Origin of the sequence: Synechococcus sp. JA-3-3Ab (assembly GCF_000013205.1) — a bacterium.
In the GTDB taxonomy this organism is placed as follows: domain Bacteria; phylum Cyanobacteriota; class Cyanobacteriia; order Thermostichales; family Thermostichaceae; genus Thermostichus.
In genome coordinates, this window is sequence record NC_007775.1 from 1,540,421 (window position 1) to 1,557,178 (window position 16,758).

The window sequence follows — 16,758 nt, forward strand, 5'->3', positions numbered from 1 at the left end:
GAGCTGGGATGGCCCTTTGCCCTATGATTGTTGCGAAGCCCCGAGAAACTCCCATGCGTTCTCTGAAAGCGGCGATCTTTTTTTTGGTTTTCCTATTGGTGGGGCTGCAGTACTGCGCGGTGGAGGCCCAGTCTTTTGATCTAAAGCTGACTCTAACCTCAGAATACGATCCTGTTCTCCCGATCGAGAGCGTTCGGGTTGTGCGCGGCAGCCCTCCCCAAGACCTGCTGGTTTACCTATCGGCTCCTTCTGCTGCCTGGGTTTACCAAGAGCGGGTAAATGGGCATTACTTGATCGATATTCCCTATGCGGTGATTACGCCCTCGACCGCTGTTGAGGTTCCTAGGGAGCTGCCCTACCGGCTGAGCTGGGGCAACCGAGACGAACAGACTGGGCGCCTGCTGATCACCCCTGCACCTGCCCAGGTAGAGGTCTTTTTGCAGCATGGCTGGACAGCGGATCCCACTTTGCTCGATCCGCTGGAAAATAGCCGGCCTTTGCAACTGCCTTTGGAAGAGGCGCTCGGGCCTTTGTTGGAAGTGCCACCTCGCTCTGCCTTTCTCACCATTGACGATGGACCTTGGCCGCAGTCCACCCCTCGCCTTTTAGAGGTTTTGGATCAGCTACAGATTCCGGCCACCTTCTTTCTCATCGGCAATCACGTTTCTCGCTTTCCAGAGTTGGCCAAAGCCATTCAAACCCACGACCACACTATAGCCAACCACACGTTTACTCACGACTATCGACGCCTCTATAGCAGCGACGAGATATTCTATGCCGAGGTGGATCAGACAACCCAACTGCTCAAGACGTTGGGCTTGGATCCCCAACTGGTGGTTCGCCCACCGGGCGGTTTTCGCTTAGACTCTGCTTTGCGTCGCGCTTTGGAACAGGCAGGGTATCAGGTTCTCTACTGGAACCTTAGTCCTGAGGATGCCTATGCCGGCCAAACAGTAGACCAGCTTTTGCAGCGGGTTCGATCCCAGTTGTCGGTGATGAAAGCCTCTGAACAACCCCTGGTTTTGCTGCTGCACGACCGCTGGCCCCATACTGCAGAAGCTTTGCCGGAGATCGTTGCTGCCGTTGAAGAGGCGGGCTATCGCTTTTTGCCCTGGCCCACTTCTAGAGATTCTGCTTGAGGGAACTGCCAACTGTCTCTTAAGCAAAACCGGGCAATCTCTTAAAATCTTAGGGTCGAGGAGTGGGGAAGTATGCGAAAGCCCTTGGATTTCTGGGGTCGGATAAGTTGGGGAGCAGCCTTGGCTCTGGCGCTACCCCTTGCTGTTAACTCTGCCCACCCCCAGCCGCTGCTTCCGCTGTTGCCGGCTGTTTCTGAGGGAGGCACCGCGCGCGAGGGAGTAGTTGCCCTCTTTCGTCAATCCATCTGGTGGGAGTTCATCCGCGGCAATCGCGGCCAAAACCTGCGCCTGTTTGCGGCCAGCCTCACCGCTTCCGATCGGCAGGATGTGGTGGCCGTGTTTGAAATCCAGCGGCAGCCGACAGTGGAGCCGGTGGTGCGCGTTCTCAGCTTCGCCCATCAGGGAGGATACGATTTTCGCCTGCTCCATGCGGCTGAGCCGATCCCCGGACGGCTGGTGGAGGCGCACCTGCGCACCGACATTACCTCCAGCGCCCAGCCCAAGCTGGTACTGCTCACCGAGCGAGGGGGAATCAGCCTGCTGCGGTCTGTCTTGATCTTGGAACACCAGCCGGAGGGGTTTGTGCCGCTGCTGAGCGTAACCGATTTAAGCAATGCCAGCTTGCGGGTCAGCTCCCAAGGGCTCCTGGTCATCTCCAGCGTGCCGGGATCCAACCGCGACTCGCGCGCCACCCTCTACCAGTGGGAGGGAGATGGCTTTGTCCGCCGCGATCTGTAACATCCCAAGTCTTCCGATTGGGGACGAGACAATAGACCGCTGGGATTCGTTCCAAATTGCCACAAAGCAGTCCCTTGCAACTCCCCTCTCCCACTGGGAGAGGGGTCGGGGCTGCGGGAAATGTCTCTAGTCTATTGAGGAGGGCCAGAGAGCTGTTGAGCCTGCCAGCAGGCGCCTAGGCTGGGCGCTTGGCCCACCTGCCAGAGAAACAGGCTTTCGGCTCCCAGGGGATGCAGGCTCCAGGGATCCAGGCCAGGCCCAAACCAGCCGTAGGGATCGACGGGGGCGGGTTGGCCGGAGTTGGTTGGGTTGAGACGGCGCACCTCGAAATGGAGATGGGGCCCGCTGGCACAGCCGCTGTCGCCCGACAGGCCGATCACCTCCCCGGCGGCTACCCTCTGTCCCTCCTGCACCTGGATTTGGCTGAGGTGGGCGTAGAGGGTTTCCAAGCCAGCTGGCTCGTGCAGAATGCGCACCCGCAACCCCCTGACCGGGCGACCCAAGGCAGGGCAGAAAAACGCTGGCTCCGGACGCGCTACGGTAACCCGTCCTGGGGCGGCGGCCAGGATGGGGGTGCCCACCGGCATGGCCCAGTCATAGCCGGCATGGCCATCGCTTTTGCCGCAGGGGTGCAGCGGGCCAGGGATCCAGACTTGGCCTTGCCCACTGACAAACCGTCCGTTGCCATCCTCCTCCCCCAAGGGCAAGTCGTGGTCGAAGAGGTTGGTGACGGGAAATTCCCCGACAAAGGGCTTGTGCAAAAACGGCCACTGGGGCGGCGGCGGATCCCCATTAGAAGAGCGATGGCTCTCCAGCGCCAACCGATAGTGCTCCAGATCCTGACGCTGGGCGGGATCTGGGGACCGCTGCAGCAGAAGATCCACCAGGCGCAAGGCCTGAGCCCAGTCCCGGCGCTCCACAGCCCGCCTCAACTGAGCGTACACTCCCCTCAGGGATCCCTCTGACCAAGAGGAGCTCTGCGGAAAACCAGGCAGGATGTTTACGAATTGATACAATAGGCAGAAAAATATCAGCAGGCCTACCCTGGTCAGGCCAGGCAGTTTGCTTTGGCCATCCGCTTTTCTCCTCAGCCGCTGCTCAAGCGGTGGGGTAGCGAGGCGGCTCTGATCAACCACCCTACGGGAGCTTCTCATGCGTTGGCTGTTCTCCTCGTTATCCTCTGGTGTCCTTGTTAGCCTGCCTTTCCGGTTTTCTGATAGGCGAGGTGTTCTCCTTGGGTTTGGGTCAATCTGGCAGCGGTTGGAGGCTTTGGCGCTGGGCTTACACATTCTCTCCTTGCTCTTCGGGCTGGTGGGCCTACTGTGGGTAGTACCGCATCCCGAGTGGGTGGCCAGTTTACCCCCCATTGGTCTGCAGGCCTTCTCTTGGAGCATGGGCAATGGCGGCGTGGCCTACATGGTGTCTGGAGCCCTGGCGGCGGCTTTGATGGGATCCCGGCTGTTGGGGGTGCGGCGCCTGTTGATGTTTTTGATCCCGGCGGTGGGCATTTCCTTGGCCAGCGAGCTGCTGGGCACCAGCACTGGGATCCCTTTTGGCGACTACGGCTACCTGAGCGGGCTGGGCTACAAGATCGCCGGACTGGTTCCCTTCACGATCCCTTTGTCTTGGTTTTACGTGGGGCTGTCGTCCTACCTGTTGGCGCGGGTGGCGTTGCAAGCGGGGCGCCATTGGCTGATCCACTGCGAGGCCATCCTGTTGGGGGCGCTGCTGCTCACCGCCTGGGACTTCGTGCTGGATCCGGCCATGACCCGCGGCCTGATCCCCTTTTGGACGTGGTTCCAGCCGGGGCCCTTTTTCGGCATGCCGCTGCAAAACTTCGGCGGTTGGATGCTCACCGGAGCTGCCTTTATGACCGCGGCCAACCTCCTTTGGGGGAAAGATCAGCCGGTCTTGAACCGCCGCCAGTTGCTGGGGCCGCTGCTGCTCTATGTAGCCAATTTTGCCTTTGCCCTGCTGATGAGCGTAGGATCCGGCATTGTCGCGCCAGCAGGGCTGGGGCTCTTGCTGGGATTGGGGCCAGCTGTGGGGTTGTGGTGGAGCGCTCCGCCGGATCCTGAGGCTCCCTCGCAGCCTGAGTTGGCCGCGCAAGAAGCTGGGGATCGCCAGTGGGCGGGGGCGAAGTAGGTCGCCTAGGGTCTCGGCGCCGTTTTTTTCGGGCTGCCCTGCCACAGGCCAACCAACAAGCAGGCCACCCCCACGTTGATGGCCACGTCCGCCACGTTAAAGACGGGGAAGCCAATCCAGACGAAGTTGAAAAAATCCACCACATAGCCGTTGAGAAAGCGGTCGATGCCGTTCCCCATCGCTCCTGCCCAGACCAAGCCGTAGCCCACCTGTTCCCAACGGCCCAGGCTGCTGCCGCGAATCGCCAGCAGCGCCAGCGCCACCGCTACCCCCAGCGAGACCCACTTGAGGAACTCTGCCGAATCGGCAAATAGGCTCCAAGCGGCGCCGGTATTTTCCACGTAGGTAAGGTGAAACACCCCTGGCCACAGCTCGATTTCCGGCCCCGGCAGCAGCCGCTCCACCGCCCAGCGCTTGCTCGCCTGATCCAGGAGCAACCCCAGGATCCCGGCCAGCCAAAAGCCCGTGTTTTTCATGCTTTTTCACCTCACTACGTCCACCGGCAAGAGCGCTCAGAGGAGCACTTTTCCCATCCTGACATCCTCTCTTCTTTTGTGAGCGGCAAACCGCAGGAGCAAGGTTGGGGAGGGTGGAATAGAAAGCCAGGGAGCCTCAGGCCAGCAATTGTCTGCCTGGAGGGCAAAACAAAGAAAAGCGTCCGGCTAGCTGAGCCGGACGGGGATCCTACAGTCTAGAGGAGAGGAAAAGAGCAGCTACCGCCCCCGCTGCTCCAGGGATCGGCGCAACTCGCTGGCCATCTGTATAAACTCTTGCGGATTGCCCGCCTTGCCGTAGGAGGAGCGATCTTGAACCTTTTTGCCGCTACCTTGGCGGGTGCGGGTGTTGATCAGAGAGCTGGCCATTTCCAGAAACTTGGCAGGGTTCCCTTCGCTGCTGCCCCGCATCACAAAGGTTCGTCCGGCACGAGTCACTGCCATAGCTACCTTGATTCTCAGAAACGAAATGCTTGTTCACATCTTCCCACAAGGATCCCAAACCCGCCAGGCCCAGCGCCCTATTGGAGATAGCCGTGGCTTCTCAGGCTTTGCATCACCAAGTCGATACATTCAGAGATGCTTTGCTCGGCGGTTTTGCAGACCACCTCTGGATATTCTGGCGGCTCGTAGGGGTCGTCGATGCCGGTGAAGTGCCGGATGAGGCCTGCCCGCGCTTTGCGGTAGAGGCCTTTCACATCGCGCTGTTCACAAACTTCCAGGGGGGCGTCCACAAAGACTTCGATGAAGTTGCCGATCTGCTGCCGCACCTCCTGCCGGGTGGCGCGATAGGGGGAGATGGCCGACACCAGCACGATCACCCCGTGGCGGGTCAGCATCTCTGCCACAAAGCCGATGCGACGAACGTTCTCATCCCGATCCGCCCTGCTGAAGCCCAGTTCCTTGCTGAGGTGTTGCCGCACCAGGTCTCCATCGAGCACTTCCACCGGCAACCCCAAAGCCTGTAACTGCTGGGCGACACCGCAGCTCAGGGTGGTTTTGCCCGCGCCGCTGAGCCCCGTAAACCAGACCGTTACCCCCCGCCGCCCCATGGGTGTAGATCCCTTCTCCTTGGGCTTTGCCAGAATATCATCCCCCGCCCAGAGTGATACACTCGAGACATTGTCCATTCTCCCTCTGCCATGCCGCCGCTAAGCGCTTCTCTTATCGACTTGGGCTCCGGGACAACCGCCGAGCTGTTCGACCGGCATGTGATGTCCACCTACGCTCGCTATCCTTTGACCCTGGTGCGGGGGGAAGGCTGCCGGGTTTGGGACGAAGAAGGGCGCGAGTACCTGGATTTTGTGGCTGGCATTGCCACCTGCACGCTGGGCCATGCCCACCCCGCTTGGATCCAGGCGCTGACTCAGCAAGCGCAACAGTTGCACCATGTTTCCAACCTCTACTACAACCGGCCTCAGGCGCAACTGGCCCAATGGCTGACCCAGCACTCCTGTGCCGATAAGGTTTTTTTCTGCAACTCAGGGGCAGAGGCCAACGAAGGCGCCATCAAGCTGGCCCGCAAATATGCCCATACGGTGCGCGGGATCCAAGCTCCGGTGATCCTCACCGCCCAGGCTAGCTTTCATGGACGCACCCTGGCTGCCCTCACCGCTACCGGCCAGCCGAAATACCAAAAAGACTTTGCCCCGCTGGTGCCCGGCTTCGACTACGTTCCCTACAACGATATCGAGGGTACGGCGGCAGTGCTGGAGCGTTGGGGCGAGCGGGTGTGTGCCGTGCTGCTGGAGCCGCTGCAGGGAGAAGGAGGGGTTGTGCCCGGGGATCCCGCCTACTTTCAGTGGCTGCGCCGGGTCTGTAGCGAGCGGGGCATCTTGCTGATGTTGGACGAGGTACAGGTGGGGCTGGGCCGCACCGGCAGGCTCTGGGGCTACTGCAACCTGGGGATAGAGCCGGATGTGTTTACCCTGGCCAAGGGCCTGGCGGGCGGGATCCCAATTGGCGCCCTCCTGGCCAAAGACTTTTGCGCCGTGTTCCAGCCGGGGGATCACGCCAGCACCTTCGGCGGCAACCCCCTGGCCTGTGCGGTTGGCCTGGCGGTCTGCCACACCCTGATGGTCGAGAGCCTGGTTTGGAATGCCCAGCAGACAGGAGCCCATCTGCGCCAGGGTCTATCTCGCTTGGCCAAGCAGTTCCCGCAGCTTGTGCAGGAGGTGCGCGGCTGGGGCCTGATCCAGGGCCTGGTGATGCGGATCCCGGCGGCTGAGGTGGTCAGGGCGGCCCTGGAGCGAGGGCTGTTGCTGGTGCCGGCGGGATCCCAGGTGGTGCGCTTGGTGCCCCCCTTGATCGTCACGCCTGCGGAAATTGACGAGGCGCTGGCGCGGCTGGAATCGGCTCTGCAGAGCTTGGCCCTTGGCAATAGCGGGACGGAGTCCTAGCCCTGGCAGACCTGCTGCAAAAAGGCTTGCAGCCGCTGGCGGGCCTCCTGGGGCAGGGGATCCCCGGCCTGCTCCAGCAGCGGCAGCACCTCCTCGGCGTAGGCCGGGACAAAGCCGGCAGCCGGCCAGAGCAAATCCGAGGTGGATCGCAGGTTCCAAACTTGGGATCCCTGCTTGAGCAACAGGGGTCGCACCCAAAGCAGAGCTGGGGATCCCGCCTCAAGATTGTGAAGAGAAACCTGAATCAGCTCCACGTAGAGGGTGGCCTGCGACCCCGGCAAGGCTAGGATGGGGCGGGGTGAGGTGAGGACACTCCCTACTTCCGTCCTCCCAGCAGGCAGAGGACGTCCCCTAATGGGGAGATCCTCACCAGAGCCACATTGAGCGGGCAGACAGGGCCACAGAGTCATGGAACGGCTGGCTTCCGCTTAGGAAAGTTGAGACCAACTACACCTGATCTTAAGGGATGCCTTCTCAGGTTCTGCGAGGGGATCCCAGATTGCCCATGGTGCTAGTCTTGCAGGCAAGGCTCCTCCAAATTCCTGGAAACCGGATCCCGCCATGATGCACACCTTTATCCCGCCCCACCGTTTCTTTCCCTACCTGACCTGGACGGAGATCCAGGCCATGCCCGACAAAGAGAACGTAGTCATCATCCAGCCGGTGGCCTCAATCGAGCAGCACGGTCCCCATTTGCCCCTGGTGGTAGATGCCTGCATCGGCACGGCAATCATCGGGCGGGCCATGGAAAAACTAGAGCCGGAGATCCCGGCCTATGTCCTGCCCACCCAGTGCTACGGCAAGGCCAACGAGCACTGGCATTTCCCCGGCACCATCACCCTCTCGGCGCAAACCCTGATGGCGGTGTTGACCGAAGTGGCCGAAAGCATTTACCGGGCTGGGTTTCGCAAGCTGGTGTTCCTCAACTCCCACGGCGGCCAGCCCGAGGTGCTGCAGATTGTGGCCCGCGACCTGCACCAGAAGTACGAAGATTTCCTGCTCTTCCCGGTGTCCGTCTGGCGCGTTCCCCACCAAGGCCAGGAGCTGATGACCGCAAAAGAGCAGGAATTGGGCATTCACGCCGGAGACGGCGAGACCAGCATGTTGATGTACCTGTTGCCCGAGACGGTGCGCACCGACCGCTTGGTCTGCGAGTACCCCTCGGATCTGCCGCAAGATAGCTTGCTCAGCCTGGAAGGGCGGATCTCGTTTGCCTGGACAACCCGCGACCTCAGCCGGAGCGGCGTCCTGGGGGATGCCACCGCCGCCACGCCCGAAAAAGGCAAGCTCCTGGTCGAGTCGATGGCCGACGGCTGGGTGCGGCTGATCCGAGATCTGCACAAGTTCCAACAGCCCCAGGCCTGGCGCAAAGCCCCGCTGTCGGTCTAGGGATCCCGGCAGGTTTCCTGACCTTTTGAGGCTTCTGGCCGGCCCTAGCCTGCTTCTCTGGAGCGGGAGGAGCGACTTCTCGAGGGCTGATGATAGGCTTGAGGGAAACCCCCTGAGGGAAGAGCGATGGTTCTTGCCTCAAAGCCAGCCACCCCCCCTGTCCTTGAGCGGCACGACGCCACTTGGCAGGACTATGTGGCCATTCGCAGCCATCCTGACCTGGAGTGGCAAAAACTCTCCTTTCATCGGGGTTGGTTGTGGGTCAACATGGGCAAAGAAGGGCCGGAACACGCCTCCGTCAGCGATTTCATCACCATCATTTTCGGGTTTTGGGCCTTTTTGCACCCGGATGTGCCGCTGCAGTCCTATGGTCGCTGTCTGATTGAGTACCCAGAAACCCACGCCTGCGCCCCTGACCTAGTGCTCTACAAAGGGGAGAACATCCCCAAATACCAAGCCGGCGAGCCGCGGCGGATTGATTTGCGTTTCCAAAGACCTCCCGACCTGGTGGGCGAAATTGCCGACACCACCCTGGCTCTTGACCTGGACGAGCAGAAGCAGCTTTATGCCAGTCTGGGCATTCGCGAGTACTGGGTCATCGATGTCAAGGGGCGGCGTGTTTTTGCCTTTGCCCTGGCCAAGGACAGGCGCTATCGGGCCATTGCCCAGTCAGAGGTGCTGGCGGGCCTGCAGATAGCTCTGCTTGAGCAGGCGCTGGAACGCCTGGCCAGCGAGACCAACACCGCCGCCGCCAACTGGCTCCTCCAACAGCTCCAACGCCAGGCTTAAGATTCCCAGCTTCAGGATGGACTATGACTGTAATCTCTCTCAAGACCTCGACTTCCCCCATCCTCGAGCGGCACGACGCCACTTGGCAGGACTATGTGGCCATTCGCAGCCATCCTGACCTGGAGTGGCAAAAACTCTCCTTTCATCGGGGTTGGTTGTGGGTCAACATGGGCAAAGAAGGGCCAGAGCACGCCTCCGTCAGCGATTTGATGACGGCCATTTTTTTCGCCTGGGCCTTTTTGCACCCGGATGTGCCGCTGCAGTCCTATGGTCGCTGTCTGATTGAGTACCCAGAAACCCACGCCTGCGCCCCTGACCTAGTGCTCTACAAAGGGGAGAACATCCCCAAATACCAAGCCGGCGAGCCGCGGCGGATTGATTTGCGTTTCCAAAGACCTCCCGACCTGGTGGGCGAAATTGCTGACACCACCCTGGCTCTTGACCTAGACGAGCAAAAGCAGCTCTACGCCAGCCTGGGCATTCCTGAGTACTGGGTCATCGATGTCAAGGGTCGGCGTGTTTTTGCCTTTGCCCTGGCCAAGGACAGGCGCTATCGGGCCATTGCCCAGTCAGAGGTGCTGGCGGGCCTGCAGATAGCTCTGCTTGAGCAGGCGCTGGAACGCCTGGCCAGCGAGACCAACACCGCCGCCGCCAACTGGCTCCTCCAACAGCTCCAACGCCAGGCTTAAAGCCGTCAGGGCGTTTGGGCCAGCTTGATGATGAGATGGCGGTTTTTGTCCACCGCGATCCAGCCCTGCTGGCGGAAACGGTTCAAAAGACGGGTGATGGTGACGCGGGTAGTGCCGATGGCATTGGCCAAGTCTTGGTGGGTGAGGCGCACCTGCAGGCGCACCCCCGTCGCCATTGGGGATCCCAACTCCACCGCCAATAGGGAGAGCAACTGGCGCAGCCGATCCTCCACCCGCCGCCGCCCGGCCAAGGCCAGCAGCGCTTCGGTTTGGCGCAACCGCCGCACCAACTGCTTGAGCAGCCCCTGGCTCAGGGTTGCTGAGGCTTCCACCTCGGCTGCCGGCAGCCGCAACACGTCAACCGCCGTCAACGCCTTGGCTTGGTAGGGATCCAACATTGTCAGCGGGGATCCCAGGGGCATGGAGGGGCCAGCAAATCCCAACAGCGCCTCGCCGCCATTGGGATAGAGGGTAGTCAATTGCACCACACCCCGACAGACGATCACCCACTCCTCGGGAAACAAAGGGATGACCTGGCCGGGACTGTAGGGAGATAAACTGCGGCCTCGGTAGAGGTCTTCTAGCAATTGCCGCTCCCGTGTAGGCAGGCCGGCAGCAAAATGGCCGGGCATCGTTTCAGGCATAGGCTAGCTCCGCTAGGGCAAACTGGGCACACTGGTCGTTGGGCTTTCCCCTACCAATAACAGCATGGGGTTGGCTTCGCGGCTGAGTTGGGGTAGAGGACAAGTGTTCCCGACAACACCTTACCGCTTGCCTCTTCGACGGAAGTAAAGGAGAGGTTATGCCCAGGTTAAGTCTCGCCACGCAGAGGGGCAGAACCGAGAGCAACCGCGATCCGGTAGGATAGAAGTGCCAAGCTCAACCCTTCAGGAGACCTGCTGTGACGCTGATGGTTCGCGTGATCACCCCCGACCGCACGGTTTGGGATGCCCCCGCCGAGGAAGTGATCCTCCCGGCTACCTCAGGTCAGTTGGGCATCCTCACCAACCACGCCCCTCTCTTGACGGCCATCGGCAACGGCGTGATGCGGGTCAAGGCCGGTGGCAAGTGGTCGGCCATTGCCGTGATGGGCGGGTTTGCGGAAGTGGAAAATAACGAGGTAACCGTTCTGGTCAACCGCGCCGAGCGGGGAGAAAAAGTGGATAAGGCCGCAGCTCAGGCCCTCTTGGACAAAGCGAGCCAAGTTTTGAACACCAGCAGCGACAAGCAAGAGCGCCTGCAGGCCAAGTTGGATCAACAGCGGGCCAGGGCCTTGATCCAAGCCGCCGAGATGGGCCACAAAAGCTGAGGGATCCCCGCTTTTCTTGGCAGGGGATCCGGCTGCGGGGCTGGCTTTGTTAAGCTGAAGCTCTTGGGGAGCTGGTGGTGCTATGTTCAGTCCTGCAGTTGCCGATGGCGCATTGGGCAGCTTGAGAATTAGCCAGGTGGCGGCGGTGGCGGGGTTGCCGGTGCGCACGGTGCGCTACTACGAGTCGCTGGGCCTGCTGAAGCCAACGGTGCAGCGGTCGGAGTCCAGCTATCGCCTCTTCCATCCGGCAGTGCTGGGGCGGCTGGCTTTCATTCGCCGCTGCCAAAGCCTGGGCCTGAGCTTGGAGGAAATTCGCCAGATCCTGCAGTTGTACGACCGGGGGGAGCAGCCCTGCCCAGAAATCCGCCAACACCTGCAGGAGAAGCTGTGGCAAATCGAAGAGCGCATGGCCGAATTGCAAACTCTAAAAGGCCAAATTGAAAGCCTCCTTTCCGATTGGCGGATCCCAGCGGAACCGACGGCCCAGGAGGACGTGATCTGCCCGATTTTGCAAAAGCCAGAGGCCGGCGGTGACAAGGTTGGCAGACGCTACTCGACGGTTACCGACTTGGCCAGGTTGCGGGGCTGATCCACATCGGCCCCGCGGCGCAGCGCCATGGCGTAGGCAAACAGCTGCAGGGGGATGACGTTCAAAACCGCCGACAGCAGAGGTGTGGTGCTGGGCACCTCGATGACGTGGTCGGCTTTTTCCCGGACCTGGGTATCTTCCGGATTGATCAGGGCAATGACTCGCCCGCCCCGCGCCCGCACCTGCTCGATGTTGGAGAGCATTTTTTCGTAGACGGGATCGCGGGTGGCAATACACACCACCGGCATGCGCTCGTCGATGAGGGCAATGGGGCCATGCTTCATCTCCCCTGCTGGGTAGCCCTCGGCGTGGATGTAGCTGACCTCTTTCATTTTTAAGGCCCCCTCCAGGGCTATGGGGGCGTTGACCCAGCGGCCCAGGTAGAGCATGTCGGTGACGTGGTGGTACTGCTCCGCCAACTGCTCGTAGAGGGCGGCGTCTTTCAACAACAGGCTGATCTTGCCCGGCAGCTCGATTAAAGCTTGCAGGTGGGATCGGATCTGGGCCGGGCTGAGGATCCCTTTGGCCTGGGCCAGTTGCAGGGCCAGCAGGTATCCTGCCACCAGCATGCCGGTAAACACCTTGGTGGAGGCGACGGCGATCTCCGGCCCGGCGTGGATGTAGATCACCCCGGCATCCGCCAGACGAGTGGCCTGGGATCCGATGGCGTTGACGATGGCCAGGGTGGGGATCCCCTGAGTGCGGGCCTCGCTCATGGCCGCCAGCGTATCCACCGTCTCGCCGGACTGGGTGAGGGCCACCAGCAGGCTGTGGGGACGCAGCACCGGCTGGCGGTAGCGAAACTCGGAAGCGTAGTCCACCTGCACCGGGGTGCGGGCCAGGCTCTCAATGAAGTACTTGAGCACCAGGCAGGCGTGCCAGGCAGTGCCGCAGGCCACAGCGTGGATCTGCTCCACCTGAGCCAGTTGCGCTTCTGTCAGGGCCAGCCCCTCCAAGTTCACCCGGCCTGCTTCCAGATCCACCCGCCCCCGCAGCGTCTCGGTGATGGTGCGCGGCTGCTCGTGGATCTCTTTTTGCATGAAGTGCTTGTAGCCGCCCTTGGCCGCCGAGACCGGATCCCAGGCCACGGTAAGGGGGGTTTTGCGCAGCTCCTCGCCGGTAATGCGCTGATAGCGCACGCTGGAGTCGGTGAGGATGGCCATCTCTCCATCTTCCAGAAACACCACCCTGCGGGTGTGGCGGATGATGGCAGGCAGATCTGAGGCCACAAAATTTTCCCCTTCCCCCTCCCCAATCACCACAGCCCCGGCATTGCCCAGGCGGGCGGCAATCAGCCGATCCGGCGCCTCCCGATCCAAAGCCACCACGGCATTTCCCCCCCGCAGCCGTCCCATCACTTTGCCAAAGGCCACCTCAAAGGATCCCAGCTCCTCGACGTAGAGACCGAGCAGTTGGGCAATGACTTCGGTATCGGTTTGAGAGCGAAAGGTAACCCCTCGCCGCAGCAGCTCTTCCTTTAGCTCCAGGTAGTTCTCCACAATGCCGTTTTGAATAACCACGACGCGCCCCTGGACGTCGCAGTGGGGGTGGGCATTTTCTTCGCTAATGCCGCCGTGAGTGGCCCAGCGGGTATGCCCAATCCCCACCTTGGCTGTGGGCATGTTTGTAGTGAGTTTCACCACCAGGTTGTGCAGCTTGCCGGCGGCCCGCACGATCCTCAAGCCTTCTTCTGGATCCACGGTGGCAATGCCTGCGGAGTCATAGCCGCGATACTCCAAGGTGCGTAGGCCCTCCACCAGAATGGGGGCAGCCCACTGAAAGCCCACATAGCCGACAATGCCACACATTCCTCACACCTCAACCCTGGTCGACGGCGCGGCGTCCTATACCCGCAAAGCCTACCCCAGCTTCGGGATCCCTTCAATGGCTTTTGCCGCTGCTAGGGGAGCGGATCTCGGCAGGGATCTTGGCTTCCTCTTGGGGAACCGGCTGCTGCCCCATAGGGGCGAGGGTAAAAGAAACGGGCGCGACTTGGACGGCAGCGGGCTGAATCCCGTTGTCGGAAGGGGCGCTGGAAACCAAGTTGCTCAGCCCCAACACCAGCTCTCGCAGGGCGCGGCGAAACTGGGGATCCCCGGTAAGCTCGTCGATGTCAGCCGTGATCTTTTGCACGTTCTGAAAGGAGATGCGGGCGGAGTCCAGGGTTTGGCGCAAGGTTGCTAGGGTGCCCGGGTCGCTTAGGGCAGCCGCAAGCTGCCGCAGATCCTCAGTGGCCTTGGCCGCGTTCTCCGCCGTTACTCGTGCCCCTACTAGGATCTGGCGCACCTCCTCCTGCAGTTGCGGATCGGTAAGCAGCGGGCGAACCGCGCTCGACATCGCCTCCAGATCGGCGCTCACCTGCTGGATATTCTCTAGGGCGGCCCGGAGCGAGGCGCGATTTTCTAGAAGCAGGGCCGTGAACTGGTCGGCAGCCTCCTGGAGACTTGCGGCAGTTTGGCTCACTGCTCTAGCCGCCTCGGTGAATTGCAACAAGTCCAGATCTTCGGTGCGCAGGGCTGCCACCCGCTCTTCCAGGGTTTCCGAGAGGTTGGCCACGCTGTCGGCAACGCGGGTGATCCCTTCTAGGGTGGCGTTAAGGGTGCTAAAAACCTCATCATCGTCAACCCGTGCAAGCAACCGCTCCAGGCGAATCAGCAACTGGCCAAAATCCACCCCCGGTTTGCCCTCCACCACATCGCCATCGCAGATGATTTGGCTGCGGTCGCAATCGGCAGCTAGGGGGGATCCCACTGCCCCCTCGACACTCCCCCTAGGCAAGATGTCCACCACCGTCTCCCCCACCAACCCTGTTTGCTGGGTAATAAACAGAGCATCGCGGGGGATGATCAAGGGCTGGTCGATGGCCACCTGGACCTCCACCTGAGCTGCCTGAGGCACGATGCGCTCCACCCGGCCCACAGCTACTCCCCGCAGCCGCACGCTGGAGCCTTCCGCCAGGCCGGCCACATTGGGATAGGTGACGGTGAACCGAAAGCCGCGGCTGCCGAAGCGCAAGTTGTAGATCCACAAAAACAGCCCGGCAAAGCCCAGTGCCCCCGCCAAGATCAACAGGCCCACTGCCCCTTCTCGGATGGCTCGCGAACGCATCACACCTGCCCTGCCACTCGAATTGGCCCTTCTACGCTACCGCTGAAAAATTGCCGCACAAAGGGGTTGTCGCACGTTTCGATCTCTTGCACGGATCCCTCCCACTGCACCCGCCCCTGGGCCAAGAGCACAATCCGGTCGGTGGCGCGGTAGATGGTGCTGTGCTGGTGGGTCACCACAATGTAGCTCTCGCAAGCTTTTTTCACGCGCTGCAGATCCCGGATAAGATCTTCGATCACGGTGGAAGCAATGGGATCCAAGCCTGCTGTGGGCTCGTCGTAGAGCAGCAGTTGCGGCTCGTCCTGGGGCAGCGACGGATCCTCCATGATGGCGCGGGCGAAGCTGGCCCGCTTGCGCATCCCCCCAGAAAGCTCCTCCGGCAGGCTGTGCTCCTTGCCCGCCAGCCCCACCGCCTCCAGCTTGGCCGCCACCAGCTCCCGAATGCGTGCCCGCGGCAGCCGCGAGTGCTCATAGAGCAAAAAACCGACGTTTTCTTCCACCGTCAGGGAGTCGAAGAGGGCCGCTTGCTGGAATACCATGCCTACCCGCAGGGGGGGAGTCTGATGGCCGGCCTGAATTTCCGGCAGCGGGATCCCACACCAGAGCACCTCGCCAGCCTCCGGCTCCGTCAGGCCGGCAATAATGCGCAGCAAGGTCGATTTGCCGGTGCCGGAAGGCCCCACCACTCCTAGGGCATCGCCCCGGTACACCTTGAGGTCAATCCCATCCAGCACCACCGTAGACCCAAAGCGCTTGCAGACCTGCCGCAGCTCTACCAGAGGGATCGGATCGTTTACCTTGGCTGGAGAGGAAAGGGGCTGAGGTTGACCATTCTCTACCCCTGCTGGCGGCTTCTGCTGGCTGTCCCTGCTTGTGGCAGTGGCTTGCTGGCAGCACTTTGCCCACCACTTCTGGCAAAACTGCGGAATCAGGATACCTTCCTCCGGTGGCTTGCCTCCACTACTAGTCTACAAGGCCCTCCCGTTGCCCGAACAACCTGCCGGCGTTCACCGGCCCCAGGGATCCGAAATTCCTCCCTGGGCTCCCTTAGTCCAGCTCAGCGGCAGACTCAACCTCAGCAAGAGCGGCTAAGCCGGCAGGGATCCCTTCCGTCGAACTGGGCAGAGTCGAATCTGGCTGGGCCACGGCTGGAGGAGAAGGACTGCGGCGCTGCGAAAAGCCCCAGACAAACAAAGGCAGCACAGCCAGCACCATCCCCCATTCCGGGAGCTCAATTTGGGGGAAAAACACCTCCAGCAGCATGAGGCTTCCCACCAGGGCGATGATGGCAAAGGCAGCATCTTCCAGGCGGGAAAACTCATCCAGCCAGCGCAAGAACAAAGAGGCCATGTAGCGCATCAGGGTGATGCCGAGAATGCCGCCGAGGATGATCACCCAAGCCTTGCGGGAGACGCCCACCGAAGCGGCGATGCTGTCGAAAGAAAAGACTAGATCCGTCAGCTCTACCATCACCAGAGTTTGCCAAAAATTGGCCTGGCGAGTGATGTCTTGCTCGGGTCCTTCTTCTTCCCCGCGAAAATGCTGCCAGGCCAGCCAGAGCAAGTAACAGGCCCCAAGAAACTGAGCGGGCGGATACTCCACCAGCCAAACCGCTGCAAACACAATGGCGATGCGAAAACCATAGGCGCCAATGATGCCCCAGCGCAAAGCCCGGTTCTGTTGCTGGGGGGTGGGCAAATGCTTGACCAAAGCAGCTAGGGCGACGGCGTTATCAGCAGAGAGGGCTGCTTCCAAAAACACCAGAGCCACCACCAAAAAGAGATCCGTCCAAGTGAAGGACTGAACGATCCCCTGAACAAGAGCCACAGCGGTATTTATTGCCTCGATGGACATAGCAGCAAGCTTCATGTACCCCGGCTAAAAAATCGTTCGTTCAGTGCAGCCAACCCCAGACTGCTATCCTATAATCGACAACTCCTTTCATTTGCTTTCATTTTTATGGTCGTTTT

Annotated in this window: 19 protein-coding genes; 9 read left to right on the forward strand and 10 right to left on the reverse strand. The window is 61.2% G+C overall.

What is annotated here, in order from left to right; translation table 11 throughout:
* The first annotated feature begins 53 nt into the window (after nucleotides 1-53).
* The gene (locus tag CYA_RS07215) at nucleotides 54-1,139 is read left to right on the forward strand and encodes a polysaccharide deacetylase family protein (protein ID WP_011430372.1); all 1,086 of its coding nucleotides are present in this window, start codon (nucleotides 54-56) and stop codon (nucleotides 1,137-1,139) included.
* Between the two features lie 120 nt (nucleotides 1,140-1,259).
* Entirely contained in the window at nucleotides 1,260-1,877 is a 618-nt protein-coding gene (locus CYA_RS07220) for a hypothetical protein (protein WP_228375208.1), read from the forward strand.
* Nucleotides 1,878-2,008: 131 nt separating this feature from the next.
* On the opposite strand, the gene CYA_RS07225 is transcribed toward CYA_RS07220, so the two are convergent.
* Nucleotides 2,009-2,893 (reverse strand): M23 family metallopeptidase, encoded by an 885-nt coding sequence (locus tag CYA_RS07225; protein ID WP_228375209.1) that lies wholly within the window; start codon nucleotides 2,891-2,893, stop codon nucleotides 2,009-2,011.
* Between the two features lie 244 nt (nucleotides 2,894-3,137).
* Here CYA_RS07225 and CYA_RS07230 point away from each other — a divergent pair, with 244 nt between their 5' ends.
* Nucleotides 3,138-4,022: a carotenoid biosynthesis protein gene (locus CYA_RS07230; RefSeq protein WP_228375211.1), complete on the forward strand. Its 885-nt coding sequence runs from the start codon at nucleotides 3,138-3,140 to the stop codon at nucleotides 4,020-4,022.
* 5 nt (nucleotides 4,023-4,027) lie between these two features.
* On the opposite strand, the gene lspA is transcribed toward CYA_RS07230, so the two are convergent.
* The 3 genes from lspA to cysC all read right to left on the reverse strand — a co-directional run bounded on the left by lspA (nucleotide 4,028) and on the right by cysC (nucleotide 5,568).
* Nucleotides 4,028-4,498, reverse strand: coding sequence for a signal peptidase II (gene lspA, locus CYA_RS07235; RefSeq protein ID WP_011430376.1), 471 nt, complete (start codon nucleotides 4,496-4,498; stop codon nucleotides 4,028-4,030).
* Nucleotides 4,499-4,735: 237 nt separating this feature from the next.
* Nucleotides 4,736-4,960 carry a hypothetical protein gene (locus CYA_RS07240; RefSeq protein WP_011430377.1) on the reverse strand — a complete coding sequence of 75 codons (225 nt, stop codon included), beginning with the start codon at nucleotides 4,958-4,960 and terminating at the stop codon, nucleotides 4,736-4,738.
* A gap of 77 nt (nucleotides 4,961-5,037) precedes the next feature.
* Nucleotides 5,038-5,568, reverse strand: a complete 531-nt coding sequence (gene cysC / locus CYA_RS07245; protein WP_011430378.1) for an adenylyl-sulfate kinase — start codon at nucleotides 5,566-5,568, stop codon at nucleotides 5,038-5,040.
* A gap of 90 nt (nucleotides 5,569-5,658) precedes the next feature.
* On the opposite strand from cysC, the gene CYA_RS07250 reads away from it, so the two are divergent.
* On the forward strand, nucleotides 5,659-6,915 hold the full coding sequence (locus tag CYA_RS07250) for an aspartate aminotransferase family protein (RefSeq protein ID WP_011430379.1): 1,257 nt from the start codon (nucleotides 5,659-5,661) through the stop codon (nucleotides 6,913-6,915).
* Here the strand turns inward: CYA_RS07250 and CYA_RS07255 are convergent.
* Complete coding sequence (locus tag CYA_RS07255) at nucleotides 6,912-7,325, reverse strand: hypothetical protein (RefSeq protein WP_011430380.1); 414 nt, start codon at nucleotides 7,323-7,325, stop codon at nucleotides 6,912-6,914. The genes CYA_RS07250 and CYA_RS07255 overlap by 4 nt on opposite strands.
* A gap of 154 nt (nucleotides 7,326-7,479) precedes the next feature.
* On the opposite strand from CYA_RS07255, the gene CYA_RS07260 reads away from it, so the two are divergent.
* From CYA_RS07260 to CYA_RS07270, 3 genes are all read left to right on the forward strand, one after another.
* Nucleotides 7,480-8,304 (forward strand): creatininase family protein, encoded by an 825-nt coding sequence (locus tag CYA_RS07260; RefSeq protein ID WP_011430381.1) that lies wholly within the window; start codon nucleotides 7,480-7,482, stop codon nucleotides 8,302-8,304.
* Nucleotides 8,305-8,430: 126 nt separating this feature from the next.
* On the forward strand, nucleotides 8,431-9,093 hold the full coding sequence (locus CYA_RS07265; protein ID WP_011430382.1) for a Uma2 family endonuclease: 663 nt from the start codon (nucleotides 8,431-8,433) through the stop codon (nucleotides 9,091-9,093).
* 23 nt (nucleotides 9,094-9,116) lie between these two features.
* Nucleotides 9,117-9,782 carry a Uma2 family endonuclease gene (locus CYA_RS07270; RefSeq protein WP_011430383.1) on the forward strand — a complete coding sequence of 222 codons (666 nt, stop codon included), beginning with the start codon at nucleotides 9,117-9,119 and terminating at the stop codon, nucleotides 9,780-9,782.
* Nucleotides 9,783-9,787: 5 nt separating this feature from the next.
* Here CYA_RS07270 and CYA_RS07275 read toward each other — a convergent pair whose 3' ends face one another.
* Nucleotides 9,788-10,426, reverse strand: a complete 639-nt coding sequence (locus tag CYA_RS07275; protein WP_011430384.1) for a Crp/Fnr family transcriptional regulator — start codon at nucleotides 10,424-10,426, stop codon at nucleotides 9,788-9,790.
* Nucleotides 10,427-10,683: 257 nt separating this feature from the next.
* On the opposite strand from CYA_RS07275, the gene atpC reads away from it, so the two are divergent.
* Together atpC and CYA_RS07285 are read left to right on the forward strand one after the other, a co-directional pair.
* Nucleotides 10,684-11,091: an ATP synthase F1 subunit epsilon gene (gene atpC, locus CYA_RS07280; protein ID WP_011430385.1), complete on the forward strand. Its 408-nt coding sequence runs from the start codon at nucleotides 10,684-10,686 to the stop codon at nucleotides 11,089-11,091.
* Between the two features lie 82 nt (nucleotides 11,092-11,173).
* Nucleotides 11,174-11,680 carry a heavy metal-responsive transcriptional regulator gene (locus tag CYA_RS07285; RefSeq protein WP_049749752.1) on the forward strand — a complete coding sequence of 169 codons (507 nt, stop codon included), beginning with the start codon at nucleotides 11,174-11,176 and terminating at the stop codon, nucleotides 11,678-11,680.
* Here the strand turns inward: CYA_RS07285 and glmS are convergent.
* From glmS to CYA_RS07305, 4 genes are all read right to left on the reverse strand, one after another.
* Complete coding sequence (gene glmS, locus CYA_RS07290; protein ID WP_011430387.1) at nucleotides 11,641-13,488, reverse strand: glutamine--fructose-6-phosphate transaminase (isomerizing); 1,848 nt, start codon at nucleotides 13,486-13,488, stop codon at nucleotides 11,641-11,643. The two genes, CYA_RS07285 and glmS, sit on opposite strands and share 40 nt — an antisense overlap.
* Nucleotides 13,489-13,561: 73 nt before the next feature.
* Complete coding sequence (locus CYA_RS07295; protein ID WP_011430388.1) at nucleotides 13,562-14,788, reverse strand: MlaD family protein; 1,227 nt, start codon at nucleotides 14,786-14,788, stop codon at nucleotides 13,562-13,564.
* Nucleotides 14,788-15,525: an ABC transporter ATP-binding protein gene (locus tag CYA_RS07300; protein ID WP_228375213.1), complete on the reverse strand. Its 738-nt coding sequence runs from the start codon at nucleotides 15,523-15,525 to the stop codon at nucleotides 14,788-14,790. Before CYA_RS07300 ends, CYA_RS07295 begins: the two co-directional genes overlap by 1 nt.
* Before the next feature lie 310 nt (nucleotides 15,526-15,835).
* Nucleotides 15,836-16,657 carry a TerC family protein gene (locus CYA_RS07305; RefSeq protein WP_228375215.1) on the reverse strand — a complete coding sequence of 274 codons (822 nt, stop codon included), beginning with the start codon at nucleotides 16,655-16,657 and terminating at the stop codon, nucleotides 15,836-15,838.
* Nucleotides 16,658-16,758 lie beyond the last annotated feature (101 nt).